We start from the raw sequence: 12,781 nt of genomic DNA on the forward strand, positions 1-12,781 counted from the left end.
AACCGTCATCTCCCTGGCACCGTCCTGCCACATTCCCCCGTTACTGTCCTCGCCAATGAGATCGATCTCAAGCGAGTGACAATGACTGATTTGAAAGACGTTGCGCAGTTGGCCGGTGTATCCCGCGCCACTGCCGCCCGCACCTTCGCCTCCCCGGAGCAGGTGCGCGAGGCCACCCGTGAGCAGGTGTTCGCTGCTGCCCGTGAGCTGGGTTTTCGGCCCAACCTGCTCGGCCGCCAGTTGCGCCTGCAAACCACCCATCTGATCGGTGTGGTGGTGCCCAACCTGCTCAACCCGGTGTTTGCCGAACAGTTCCAGGCCATGGAGCGCGCAGCGCGGCTGCGTGGCTACAGCTTGTTGCTGGCGACCACCGACTACAGCTGCGAGCGCGAAAGCGTGGTGGTCGAAGAGCTGCTGCGCCAGCGTGTGGATGGCTTGGTGCTGACCGTCACCGACGCCGAGAGCAGCAGCGTGCTGAACAGCCTGGCTACGGAGCAAACCCCGTTTGTGCTGGCCTACCACCAGCCGAGCAACCCCGGCTACAGCGCGGTGTCGGTTGATAACCGCGCGGGCATGGCACTGGCCACGCGGTATTTGCTTGAGGCCGGGCACCGACGCATCAGCATGGTCGCCGGGCCCGCCTTGCAATCGGACCGTGCGCGACTGCGCTATGCCGGGTATTGCGATGCGATGAAAGCGTATGGCCTTCAACCACGCGCCGTGATCGAAATGCCGGCGCACACCCAGGCCGAATTTGCCGCGATCCAGCCGTATCTGCAAGGCCCGGACGCGCCCACGGCGTTGGTGTGCTCTAACGATTTCCTGGCCATCAGCCTGATCGCCGAACTGCGCCGCAATGCCTGGAATGTGCCCGAGCAACTGTCGGTGATGGGCTTTGACGGTATCTCCCTTGGCACCCAGATGCACCCGACCCTGTGCAGCGTGGTGCAGCCCATTGCACTGCTGGCCAGCACGGTGATTGACCAACTGCTGGCGCAAATCGCCGGTAACGCCCCGATTTCCCATTGCTTGCCTTGCCATATCCGGCCGGGCGAAAGCACTCAACCCCATGAGGAGCCCCTCGATGCGCGCATTCAGTAAAACCCTGGCCGCTGTGTTGCTGTGCGGTGTGGCCAGCCTGGCCCAGGCCGCCGAAACCTCGATTTGCTACAACTGCCCGCCGGACTGGGCCGACTGGGGCACGCAGCTCAAGGCCATCGCCGCCAGCACTGGCGTACAGGTGCCGCTGGACAACAAGAACTCCGGCCAGTCGCTGGCGCAACTGGTGGCGGAAAAGGCCGCCCCGGTCGCTGACGTCGTGTACTACGGCGTGACGTTCGGTTTACAAGCGCAAAAAGCCGGGGTGGTGGAGGGTTACAAACCCCAGGGCTGGGAGCAGATTCCCGCAGGCTTGAAAGACCCCGAGGGCCGATGGTTCGCCATCCATTCGGGCACCCTGGGCATCATGGTCAACGTCGACGCGCTAGGCGGTTTGCCGGTGCCGCAGAGCTGGGCCGACCTGCTCAAGCCGCAATACAAAGGCATGGTCGGCTACCTCGACCCCTCCAGCGCATTCGTCGGCTACGTGTCTGCCGTGGCCATCAACCGTGCCCTGGGCGGCGACCTGGATAACTTCGCCCCGGCCATCGACTATTTCCAGAAACTGGCGAAAAACGCGCCCATCGTGCCCAAGCAAACCGCCTATGCACGGGTGCTGTCCGGTGAATTGCCGATCCTGGTGGATTACGACTTCAACGCCTACCGTGCCCGCTACAAGGACAACGCCAATGTTGCCTTTGTGATCCCGCAAGAGGGCAGCATCAGCGTGCCGTATGTGATGAGCCAAGTGGCCAATGCGCCGCATCGCGCCAACGCCGAGAAGGTGCTCGACTTCGTACTTTCGGACCAGGGCCAGGCGCTGTGGGCCAAGGCGTACCTGCGCCCGGTGCGCCCGGTGAAAATGCCGGCCGAGGTCGCCGCACAGTTCTTGCCCGACAGCGATTACGCCCGCGCAGGTGTCGTGGACTACCAGAAAATGGCCGCGGTGCAGGAAGCCTTCGCCGCCCGCTACCTCAACGAGGTCAAGTAAGTGGCAACTTCGACCCGACACGCGGCCTGGGCGCTGGCCCCGGCTTTTGCGGTGCTGCTCGCCTTTTGGCTGTTGCCGTTGGCGCACCTGGTGGTGTTGGGCGCCGACAGCCGTGACAGCAACGGCAGCGGCTATTGGCAGGTGCTGAGCAGCGCGCAATACCTGGGCAGCCTTGGGCAAACCCTGATGCTTGCGATGGTGGTGACGCTGGTCGCGCTGTTGATCGGTGGCATCAGCGGTGTGTTTCTGGCACGCCAGCAGTTTTTCGGGCGTTCGGCGTTGGTGGCGCTGCTCACGTTTCCCTTGGCATTTCCTGGCGTGGTGGTGGGCTTCCTGGTGATTCTGTTGGCGGGGCGTCAAGGCTTGTTTGCGGCGCTGGGGATGCACTTGGCCAGTGAGCGCTGGATCTTTGCCTATTCGTTGGCGGGGTTGTTTGTCGGCTACCTGTACTTTTCGATCCCACGGGTGATTCTCACGGTGATGGCTGCGTGCGAAAGCCTCGATCGCAGCCTCGAGGAGGCCGCGCATTCTTTGGGCGCGGGGCATTGGCGCGTGGTGTGTGACGTGATCGTGCCGGGCTTGGCGCCGGCGCTGGCTTCTTGCGGGGCCATCTGCTTTGCCACCTCCATGGGCGCTTTCGGCACGGCCTTCACCCTGGGTACACGCCTGAATGTCACACCGGTGGCGATCTACAACGTGTTCACCAATTACGCCAACTTTGCCGTGGCAGCTGCGCTGTCGGTGGTGCTCGGCGCGGTAACCTGGGCGGTGCTGTTGCTGACACGACGCCTGGTTAAAAACGCGGGGACTGTCCTGTGAAGCGCTCATCGCTGTTTGTGATTCAACTGCTGTTCACCCTGCTGGTGTGCGCTTTCATGCTGGTGCCGGTGTTGATGTCGTTGTTGGCCGGGTTGACGCGCAATTTCTTTGTCGGCCTGTCCAGCGGCTTGACCTTCGATTGGCTGATCCAGGTGTGGCAGGCCTACTCGCCGACGGTGTGGCTGTCGCTGCAATTGGCGCTGGCCTGCGCGGTGTGCGTCTGTGTGTTGGGTGTGCCCGCAGCGTATGCGTTAGTGCGCATGAACAACCGCTTCAGCCGTGCGTTCGAGGAACTGATGGTTCTGCCGGTAGCGATGCCGGGGCTCGCCAGTGCGTTGGCGTTACTGCTGACCTACGGCCAGTTCGGCACCTTTCGCAGCAGTTGGCTGTTCATTCTTGTCGGTCACGTACTGTTCACGCTGCCGTTTCTGGTACGCCCGGTGATGGCGGTGATGCAACGCCAGCACCTGCCAGTGCTGGAAGAGGCCGCCGCGAGCCTGGGGGCCGGGCCGATCAAGCGTTTTTTCAGTGTGGTGGTACCCAACTGCCGGGCGGGGATTCTGGCGGGCGTACTGATGGTGGTCACCCTGAGCCTGGGTGAGTTCAACCTGACGTGGATGCTTCACACGCCGATGACCAAAACCTTGCCGGTCGGTCTGGCCGACAGCTATGCCTCGGCGCGCCTGGAAATCGCCAGCGCCTACACCCTTATCTTTTTGCTGATGATCGTGCCGCTGCTGATTGCGTTGCAGGCCATCAGTGCTCGTTTGTCCCGTGGAGAGCGTCGATGACTGCTATCACTATCCGCCTGAAGGGCTGTCGCAAGGCGTTCGCCGACGGCACCGTGGCCGTGCATGACTTGAACCTGACCGTCGAAGGCGGTGAAACCCTGGCGATTCTCGGCCCGTCCGGCTGCGGCAAAACCACCACCCTGCGCCTGATCGCCGGGCTGGAACGCCCGGACGTGGGGCAGGTGTTTTTCGGCGGCCAGGACGTCACCCGCCTGCCGATCGAGCGCCGCGATGTGGGCATGGTGTTCCAGAATTACGCGCTGTTTCCCAACCTGGATGTGGCCGGGAACATCGTCTATGGCTTGAAGATTCGCGGCCTGTCGCCCGTTGCGCGCAACAAGCGTTGTGAAGAACTGCTGGAACTGGTGGGTTTGCAGAACCACGGCAAACGCAGCATCCACGAATTGTCCGGGGGCCAGCGCCAACGCGTGGCCCTGGCGCGAGCCTTGGCGCCGCGCCCCAAAGTGCTGTTGCTGGACGAGCCGTTGGCAGCCCTGGATGCGCAATTACGCGAGCGTTTGCGCAGTGAGTTGGATGAGCTGTTGCGTGGGTTGGGCATCACCTCGGTATTTGTCACCCACGACCAAGGCGAAGCCATGGCCCTGGGCGATCGCATCCTGGTCATGGAGCAGGGCCGTGTTGCACAACTGGCCAGCCCGCGGGAGATCTACCAGCAACCGGCCAATGCGTTCGTCGCAGGCTTTGTCGGCAACCTCAATGCCTTTGTGGTGCTTGATCGCACCGCCCACGGCCTGAAAGTCTGCGGCGGCGAGTTGCCGTGGCACAGGGCTGACTCGCCGAGCACCGTCTATTGCCGGCCCGAACACTTGCGGGTGATGGAAGACGAAGGGCACGTGCACGGCCATCTTGTGGCGCAATTCTTCCAGGGTGCACAAAGCCGCCTGCTGGTGGATGTCGGTGGCGCCCAACCGCTGCTGGTGGACAGCAGCGACAACCTATTGCACAGCGTCGGCGCACCGATTGCCCTGGCGATTGCGCCACACAAGTTATTTACCCTCAATGCTTGAGAATTTACTGTGAACCGTCCGTTTGTTGTTGCCCAGATCAGCGACCTGCACCTGAAAGCCGGTAATCGCCTCACCTATGGCGTGGTCGACACGCTGGGCGCACTGCGCCGTGCCGTCGACCATCTGAATGCCAGTGACCCACGGCCCGACATCGTGGTGGTCAGCGGCGACCTGGTGGATTTTGGTCGCGCCGATGAATACGCCGTGCTGCACCCGGAGCTGTCGCGCCTGCACATGCCTTGCTATGTGGTGCCGGGCAACCATGACACGCGTGGGCCGTTGCTGGATGCATTCGGCGATCACCGCTATTTGCCGACGTCGGCGGATGGCCCGCTGGACTGGGTTGTGGATGAGCACCCGTTGCGTTTGATCGGCCTCGATTCGACCATCCCCGGTGGCCATGGCGGGCAGTTGCTGGAAAGCCAGTTGCGGTGGCTGGACGTGCAATTGGCGCTGCGCCCGCATGTACCGACCCTGCTGATCCTGCATCACCCGCCGTTTATCAGCGGCATCGGTCATATGGACCGTGAACCTTTTATCAACGCGGCTGCGCTGGAAAAGGTCGTCGCCCGTCACCCACAAGTGGAGCGTCTGTTGTGCGGCCATTTGCACCGCCCGATGCAGCGGCGTTTTGGCGGCAGCCTGAGTTGTGTCTGCCCCGGCACTTCCCATCAGATCGTGCTCGACCTGCAAGACGCCGCGCCCGCGCATTTCAACCTGGAGCCGGCGGGTTACCTGTTGCATCGCTGGGATGAACAGCACGGGTTGATCAGCCACAACGGTGTGTTCGGGGACTACCCGGGGCCGTATCCGTTTTATGACGCCCATGGATTGATTGACTGAGGTTTCACGGAGGTCCACTTCCTTACAACCAGGTAATTGAACGTTAGTTAACGCAGCGACCCACTCACGTTTGGTCGTGTGCATCCTGCTGCCCTTTTTTGCGCCCGGAACTTGGATTCCGCGCCGGAGTTCGCCTTGATGAAAGCCACTTTGAATGTTTTAAGCGTATTGACCGGCGGCTTGGGCATTGCCCTGAGCCCCTTGGCCTCGGCTGACTTTCTGAACGACAGCAAAGCCAACCTGAACATGCGTAACTTCTATTTCAACAACGATAACCGCGACGGCACCGCCGCGCCGTCGAAGACCGAAGAGTGGGGCCAGGCCTTTATTCTCAACTACCAGTCGGGCTTTACCGACGGCACCGTAGGCTTTGGCCTGGATGCTATCGGCATGCTCGGCCTGACCCTCGACAGTGGTGCCGGCCGCCATGTCGGCAGCTCGATGATCCCCAACGATGACGGCAAAGCTGCCGACAGCTGGGCCCGTGGCGGTGCGACCGCCAAGGCGCGTTTCGCCAAGAGCGAGCTGCGCTACGGCTACCTGCGCCCAAACCTGCCGATTCTGGTGAGCAACGATGGCCGTCTGTTGCCACAGTCTTTCGAAGGTGGGCAGATCACCAGTAAAGACATCGACAACCTGACCTTGATTGGCGGCCAACTGCAACACACCACCGGCCGCGGGTCCAGCGACCGCAGTGGCCTGGCAGCGGCAGGCGGCACCCAGGAAAGCAATAAATTCAACTACGCCGGTGCCGACTATCAAGTAAACAAGGACCTGCTGGTGCAGTACTACTACGCCAACCTTGAAGACTATTACCAACAACACTTTGCCGGGCTGATCCATGTGTTGCCGTTGGGTGACTACGGCTCACTGAAAACCGATCTGCGTTATTTCAAGACCACCTCCGACGGCAAAAACAGCAGCGCCGCCGGCCGTGCAGAAGGCTATAAGTTCAGCGGCTATACCAAGAACGGCACGGGGGAGATCGACAACAACACCTGGAGCGCCGCGTTCATCTATTCGCTCGGCCCGCACGCCATTACCGCCGGTTATCAGCAAGTCTCGGACGACAGCAACTTCGCCCAACTCAACCAGGGCGGGCTGGTGAATAAAGGGGAGGGCGGCTCCAGCCTGTACCTCTACACCGATCGTACCGTGCAAACGTTTATCCAGGCCGGTGAACGCACGGCCTTTGCCCAATACGCCTACGACTTCGTCGCGCTCGGCGTGCCCGGCCTGAAAGCGTCGGTGATGTACTTGAAGGGCGACCACATCCTCACCGCCAGCGGCAACAACGCCAGCGAATGGGAACGGGATATCTCCCTGGACTACGTGGTGCAAAGCGGCCCGTTCAAGAACGTCGGGTTCGGCTGGCGCAATGGCGTGTCGCGCAGCGAAGTCGCGCGGGACCAGGACCAGAACCGGGTATTTGTGAATTACTCGATTCCGTTGATGTAAGGCTCAAGGTCCGGTGACGCCCGGCACAAGCGATTTCGCGTGGGTTGCTGTGCCATTGGTTATCTGATGAAAGCCGCAGCGCAGATAAAACGCTGCGGCTTCTGGTGTATCGGTGGTCAGGTGCACCTGTTGAAAATGTGCCGCTGCGTGTTCCAATAACCGTTGCACCAGCGCCTTGCCAACGTTGTGTCTGCGCATTGAGGGGGCAACGTACACTCGGCGTAACCGGCCGGTGTCTGGATTGGAGTACGGATCACGTGAAACACCTCCGATCGCAATCAACAGGTCGTGACGAAACACGCCCAATAGGCACTCACCAGGTTTGTCAAACCGCAGGGTGCCGTTTTCCCATTCGCTGACAAGCCGGGTCAAAAATCTGACCGCATTGGATGATTCTATCGTTTGGCCGGCTGACACTCTACCTGTGGCGAGGGAGCTTGCTCCCGCTGGGGCGCGCAGCGGCCCCGATTTAATGTGTAGCGGGCGCCCAGGGACTCACTACAGAGTGTGGCTTCGGGACTGCTGCGCAGCCCAGCGGGAGCAAGCTCCCTCGCCACGTGTGCGCCAATCAACCACAAACGTTCAAGATTGCGCACCACCCCGCTCAGTAGACTCGCCCGACTTCTTCTACTGCAGGTTCGCCATGGACATTTTCCTTTACGCGTTCAGCGTCATGTACAGCCCCGGTCCGGTCAATTTGATGGGCCTCAATGCCGGGCTTACGGGCAAATTGCGTCGCTCCAGCGGTTTCTACATCGGCGTGGGGTGCGCGATGCTGCTGATGTTCGTGCTGTTTGGCTACACCGGCGAAGCGATCATTTCCCAGGCGGCATTGCCGTATATTTCTTTGATTGGCGGCGTGTACACGCTGTACCTCGCCTACCAGGTGTTCACCGCACGTACCGAGGTGGATGACGCCCCAAGCACGCCTGCCAAAACCTTGACCTTCTGGAATGGCCTGGTGATCCAGTTGCTCAACCCCAAGGGCATCGTCGCGGTGTTGCCAATCACCAGCGTGATGTTGCCGGCGGCGCATATTACCGGGGTCTCGATCTTTGGCGTATCGGCCTTGCTGGGGCTGGGGGCGGTCGGCGCGCCGTGGGTTTACGCATTGTTGGGCGCACTGTTGGGGCGGCGGATCAACGGGGCGGCGGCGTTTACCTGGTTCAACCGCTGCATGGGGCTGGCGTTGGCCGGGTGTGCGTATTTCATGTTTCACGCGTTCTACCTGCACGTTATTGCGCCTTGAACCCGGTGGCGCGCAGTTTCAGGCCACAGGGCGCTTGAGCTCAATGGCATCAAGGCTTTTCCAGCGGTACAGCATCACCGAGATCGCGCAGTTGGCGACAAAGATCCCGTTGATGTTGTACCCGACAGCTTGTTGCGCACTTGGCTATTGGAGTCGCTGAAAACCTGGGCAAGACGGTGGATCATCAGGTAAACCCTATGTGCAATGGTGCGACCGCGCGCAAGCTTGCGCAGCCCATGTGGGACACTTGATGGATATCGCCGACGTCGATGATGAAGTCTGTGCGGCTTTTTTTGTGTTAAGTGTTGGAGAGGACGATGACGAGCATGAACGAACAATCCGCCGAGGCAGTGATCGCGTTCTGGAAGCAGGCAGGGCCAAAACGCTGGTTCGCCAAGGACGACGCGTTTGACGCAGCCTTTCGCGAGACCTTTCACGCCACGCATATGCAAGCCGCCCGGCGTGAGTTGGAAAGCTGGCTGGATTCGGCGCAGGGTGCGCTGGCCTTGCTGATTTTGCTGGATCAATACCCGCGCAATGCGTTTCGCGGCACGGCACATATGTTTGCCACCGACCCGCTGGCGCGTTTGTATGCGCGGCGGGCGGTGGACGCCGGGTTGGATCAACAGATCGAGCCCGAACTGCGCGCCTTCTGTTATCTGCCGTTTGAACATTCCGAAGATCCGGCGGACCAGCAGCGTTCGCTGGCGCTGAACCAGTATTTGGATGCCAGCACCTACCATTGGGCCAAGGAACACGCGGATATCATTGAACGGTTTGGGCGGTTTCCCCATCGCAACGCGGTATTGGCCAGGGCAACCACCCAACCCGAGCATGAGTTTCTCAAGGCCGGTGGTTTCGCCGGCTAGGCCGTGATCGTTCCCATTGCGTGGGAGCGATCATGGGCCTCCTAGACCTCGGTGGGTGCCAAGGCTGCCTTGGCGCCCACCGGACGAAAGCGCCGCAACCCCTTGAGGTCGACCGCCCAGCGCAAGGCTTCGGTGGCCGACGGGCGCTGGCCATGGCTGATTGCGCTGTCATCCTGAGTGAGCGTGCCGAGGTAACCCTGGGCACCGCCGCGCTCGCTCCAGTAATGGGTGTGGCTCAGCCAGGAGCGGGCGAGCCAGCCTTTCCAGGTGCCTACGGTGACGGGTAAATCCAGCACGCCTGCACCCATCACCGGCTTGACCGGGCCGCCGACGATATCGCCAAACAAGCCGTAGGGCGCGGGAAAGTAGAGGTTGGTCCAGCGCGTCACGGCAAACGCCGCAGCATGGTGCAGGTACTGCGGGGTAAACGGTTTTTGCCCAAGCATCACTGGCTTGCGTGCGTTATAGCCATAGCCCTTGGTGTCTTCGGTCGGTGGGCAGGCCGGCGCTTCGCGGCGTTCAATGCGTTTTTTGAAGTCACTCACACTGCGGCCCAACAACAGGCTGGCGTGGGCCATCGGGCTGCCGACGGTGACCAGGTCGCTGATGCGCCACGGATTGCCCAGGCCGCGTTGCTCGATAAATGCCTGGGCCTGCTGCTCGCGGAACCTCAAGGTGCTGCCCAGGCTGCCATCGAGGGCGGCGCCGGCGTTGGGCAATGCATCATTAATCACCGGTTGCAACGTGGCATTGGCGGCATAACGGTTGGCCAGCTCGCGGTTGCTGGGGATCACTTGGGTCAATTGGTCGTGGTGTTCATGCCACAGGTAACCGACGATGTCGTAAGCAATCACGCTGCCCAGGCTGTGGCCGACGACGATGATACGGTCGTAGTCGCCCTGGTTGTGCAGGGCGCGCAGCAACGCCACCCCGTCTGCGCGGATCTGTTCGCGAATCACCACGTTCTGCGGGTTGGGACTCAAGTAGCGCGCCGCATCGCCGAGGTAAGACAGCGCTGAATAGCGCAACCCTAGCCCGATGGCGCCAAGCAGCAGTGGCAACAGTGCGAACGGATTGTCACTGGGCTCGAACCCGCCCCAGGCCGTGGCTAGAGTGCCACTGGCAATCAGCAGCAGGAGCACCATCAGCGTCCAGCGCGTGGTGCGCCAGATCGGCACGATGGCCTCGGGAATGTCACGGCGCGGGCGTTTGAAAATATCCCATAGCCAGCCCAGTAGGTGACCGACCTTGGTGCCCTGCATCTTGTGGGCCCAGTAGTATTCATAGAAGTCCGTGGAGGTGCGACCTGACGACTTCAGTACGCGCAGATCGAAATTGCGCGAAAGCCGGTCTGGCTTGCTCCAGTAAAACGGTGTGCCATCGGGCGGGGCGGCAGGGATCATCGCTTCGACGAAGCCGCGTAGCGTGTCCATTGGGCGCTGTTCGCCGATGCCGTGGATAACCACAACTGCTTGTTTCATAAGCTTATCTTCCTTGAAAGCCATGGGTGAGTGTTGCGAGTGTGGGAGCTGGTTTGCGGGGAGGCTAAACGATGTGATATTGCCACTAAGTCGCCTGTTTCCGCCAGGAATGCCTTTATCGTGGTCAGCCACCTTTTGGCGAGGAGCCTGTTAGTTCTGACAGTAGACGCAGCCTTGGAATGGCTGTGTAGTGCCTGAAGGTCAGCCTCTGCCCGATGCGTTGAGGCTGGAAGAAGTGCTTTTAGGCAATAGGAGTCTTGATCATGTCTGATTCAACCAACCCTCCGAGTGACGTATGTTGCACTGTTGTAACTGATGAGTGTGATAAAGACCCTGCGGGCTGCTCCAATCATGGTGAGGATGTGCATATACACGTGCATGTTCATGTGCACCGTCATTGTTGTTCGGCGGCGACTGCGGCCGTGACCAAGCCAGTAAAGTTGCAGGTTATAAAGTTTGGTTTTACGAGTGTCGCCATTGGTAATTCAAGTTACCCCAATTTGATGGCGCAGGTTAAAGAGCCCGCAAATTACGGACCCAACGGGACTTATAATAAAATCCAGTCTGTAGACGCTATTGATGCCGCGGCAGATATTGTTGCTCCCTCTATAACGGCTGCTGAATTGAAGGCTAAATATGATGTGCTGTCTGTCGGGTTACATAATAGTAGTTTTACCGTGGCACAAGCAGATAGGTTGAAAGAATATGCAGCGCTAGGCGGCGTCTTACTGTTAGCCTGTGATAATGGCGCCGCTGTAGGCATGTTGAATGTTTTACAGCGATTTGGGCATACCGGTACGCTTGCTGGCGTGCCTGTTGTGGGGGTTTACAGTGGCTTGTCTTCCACAACGGAAAACTTGAGCAGCTATTTCGGCAACTCTTCAGGCGTGACAATCAAGGGGTCTGCATCACTTGCAATGACTGCAACACAACTTCCCCCAGGCAGCAAGGTGTTGGCTACTTTTGGTGCTTATGTGCTTTTTTGGTTGGTAGGCGGCACGATGGGCCGAGTGATCGCATTCAGTGATATTGAACTTACCACCACTGAGGTTTCAGGCACCACGGTGGACAATGGGCAAGAGAAGTTCTTGAATAACATGATGGGCTATGCATTTGATCAAGTATTGGCGAGCGCTGGATAAAAGTATGCATTCCCACCAGGAATGCCCCTATAAAAACAGCGCATTGTCTTTCTGGGCGCCGATCTCGTAGCGTGGTCTCTCACCCAAGGAGAGCTTTTATGCCTTCACCATCGTTGCGCCTTTACGTGGATGCCCAATACACCAGCCCCTACGCCATGTCGGTATTCGTCACCCTGCTGGAAAAGGGCATGACCTTCGAAACCGTCACCCTTGACCTGGACACGGCGCAAAACCAGGCAGCGGAATTTGTCCAACTGTCCCTGACTCAGCGTGTGCCCACGTTGGTGGAAGGCGACTTCGCCTTGTCGGAGTCCTCTGCAATCAGCGAATACCTGGATGAGGCTTTCCCCCAGACCACGGTATACCCGACGGACTTAAAACAGCGGGCGAGGGCGCGGCAGGTTCAGGCGTGGTTGCGCAGCGACTTGCAGGCTATTCGCCAGGAACGTTCGACGCTGGTGGTGTTCTATGGGCAGAAGATGCCGCCGTTGTCGCCTGCGGGTGAGGCGGCCGCGCACAAGTTGATTCAGGCGGCACAGGCGTTATTGGCAGGCAACCCGCTGTACCTGTTCGGTGCGTGGTCGATAGTCGATGTGGACCTGGCGGTGATGCTCAACCGTTTGATCCTCAACGGTGACAACGTGCCCGCCGAGTTGGTGGCCTATGCACAACACCAATGGCAGCGGCCTTCCGTGCAGGCCTGGGTCAACCTGCACCGCCCGGCGCTCTAGGGGTTACAGCCATTCCTGGGCCACACGCCGGCCCAGGTCTTCCCAATCGGCCATGCCCAACACCCGCGTGGTGTTCAAGCCGCGCAGGTAACCGAGCAGTTGCTGGGCGCTGGCGTAACGCAGGTCGGCGTCTGCGGTGTCGTCCTGCAGCACGTTCTCATATTCAACCAGGTAATCGGCGACCCGCTCGCGAAACTCCGGCAATACGGCTTCGCGGATGCGGTCGAAGGTTTTCTGGTGGGGCTTCATGGCGTGGTCCTTATAGGTTTTATGGAGTTAGG

General features: G+C 60.2%; 13 protein-coding genes and 1 pseudogene. 11 read left to right on the forward strand and 3 right to left on the reverse strand.

The features are described 5' to 3' along the window. Positions 1-81 precede the first annotated feature (81 nt). The 7 genes from GIW48_RS19190 to GIW48_RS19220 all read left to right on the forward strand — a co-directional run bounded on the left by GIW48_RS19190 (position 82) and on the right by GIW48_RS19220 (position 7,028). Entirely contained in the window at positions 82-1,101 is a 1,020-nt protein-coding gene (locus GIW48_RS19190) for a LacI family DNA-binding transcriptional regulator (RefSeq protein ID WP_236461413.1), read from the forward strand. After that, positions 1,085-2,089, forward strand: a complete 1,005-nt coding sequence (locus tag GIW48_RS19195; RefSeq protein WP_236461416.1) for an ABC transporter substrate-binding protein — start codon at positions 1,085-1,087, stop codon at positions 2,087-2,089. Before GIW48_RS19190 ends, GIW48_RS19195 begins: the two co-directional genes overlap by 17 nt. Beyond that, positions 2,090-2,908: an ABC transporter permease gene (locus tag GIW48_RS19200; protein ID WP_236461418.1), complete on the forward strand. Its 819-nt coding sequence runs from the start codon at positions 2,090-2,092 to the stop codon at positions 2,906-2,908. Continuing rightward, positions 2,905-3,699, forward strand: a complete 795-nt coding sequence (locus GIW48_RS19205) for an ABC transporter permease (RefSeq protein WP_017136861.1) — start codon at positions 2,905-2,907, stop codon at positions 3,697-3,699. The genes GIW48_RS19200 and GIW48_RS19205 overlap by 4 nt, the downstream gene beginning before the upstream one ends. Beyond that, positions 3,696-4,727 carry an ABC transporter ATP-binding protein gene (locus GIW48_RS19210; protein ID WP_099547798.1) on the forward strand — a complete coding sequence of 344 codons (1,032 nt, stop codon included), beginning with the start codon at positions 3,696-3,698 and terminating at the stop codon, positions 4,725-4,727. The genes GIW48_RS19205 and GIW48_RS19210 overlap by 4 nt, the downstream gene beginning before the upstream one ends. Positions 4,728-4,736: 9 nt before the next feature. Beyond that, complete coding sequence (locus GIW48_RS19215) at positions 4,737-5,570, forward strand: phosphodiesterase (protein WP_236461420.1); 834 nt, start codon at positions 4,737-4,739, stop codon at positions 5,568-5,570. A gap of 138 nt (positions 5,571-5,708) precedes the next feature. Next, positions 5,709-7,028 (forward strand): OprD family porin, encoded by a 1,320-nt coding sequence (locus GIW48_RS19220; RefSeq protein ID WP_017136858.1) that lies wholly within the window; start codon positions 5,709-5,711, stop codon positions 7,026-7,028. 3 nt (positions 7,029-7,031) lie between these two features. On the opposite strand, the pseudogene GIW48_RS19225 reads toward GIW48_RS19220, so the two are convergent. After that, positions 7,032-7,406: pseudogene (locus GIW48_RS19225) on the reverse strand (GNAT family N-acetyltransferase); the annotation flags it as partial. Positions 7,407-7,671: 265 nt separating this feature from the next. On the opposite strand from GIW48_RS19225, the gene GIW48_RS19230 reads away from it, so the two are divergent. Both GIW48_RS19230 and GIW48_RS19235 read left to right on the forward strand, forming a co-directional pair. Then, positions 7,672-8,277, forward strand: coding sequence for a LysE family translocator (locus GIW48_RS19230; RefSeq protein WP_236461426.1), 606 nt, complete (start codon positions 7,672-7,674; stop codon positions 8,275-8,277). 326 nt (positions 8,278-8,603) lie between these two features. Continuing rightward, entirely contained in the window at positions 8,604-9,146 is a 543-nt protein-coding gene (locus tag GIW48_RS19235; RefSeq protein WP_026013690.1) for a DUF924 family protein, read from the forward strand. A gap of 41 nt (positions 9,147-9,187) precedes the next feature. Here the strand turns inward: GIW48_RS19235 and GIW48_RS19240 are convergent, their stop codons facing one another. After that, positions 9,188-10,627 carry a lipase family protein gene (locus GIW48_RS19240; protein ID WP_236461430.1) on the reverse strand — a complete coding sequence of 480 codons (1,440 nt, stop codon included), beginning with the start codon at positions 10,625-10,627 and terminating at the stop codon, positions 9,188-9,190. Between the two features lie 263 nt (positions 10,628-10,890). Here GIW48_RS19240 and GIW48_RS19245 point away from each other — a divergent pair, with 263 nt between their 5' ends. Together GIW48_RS19245 and yfcF are read left to right on the forward strand one after the other, a co-directional pair. Then, positions 10,891-11,769 (forward strand): hypothetical protein, encoded by an 879-nt coding sequence (locus tag GIW48_RS19245; protein WP_225933049.1) that lies wholly within the window; start codon positions 10,891-10,893, stop codon positions 11,767-11,769. A 98-nt stretch (positions 11,770-11,867) separates the two neighbouring features. Then, entirely contained in the window at positions 11,868-12,500 is a 633-nt protein-coding gene (yfcF, locus tag GIW48_RS19250) for a glutathione transferase (RefSeq protein ID WP_138452699.1), read from the forward strand. Positions 12,501-12,503: 3 nt separating this feature from the next. Here the strand turns inward: yfcF and GIW48_RS19255 are convergent, their stop codons facing one another. Beyond that, positions 12,504-12,749 (reverse strand): hypothetical protein, encoded by a 246-nt coding sequence (locus tag GIW48_RS19255; protein ID WP_017136849.1) that lies wholly within the window; start codon positions 12,747-12,749, stop codon positions 12,504-12,506. Positions 12,750-12,781 lie beyond the last annotated feature (32 nt).

Source organism: Pseudomonas sp. PA-6-3C (genome assembly GCF_021605825.1).
Taxonomy (GTDB): domain Bacteria; phylum Pseudomonadota; class Gammaproteobacteria; order Pseudomonadales; family Pseudomonadaceae; genus Aquipseudomonas; species Aquipseudomonas edaphica.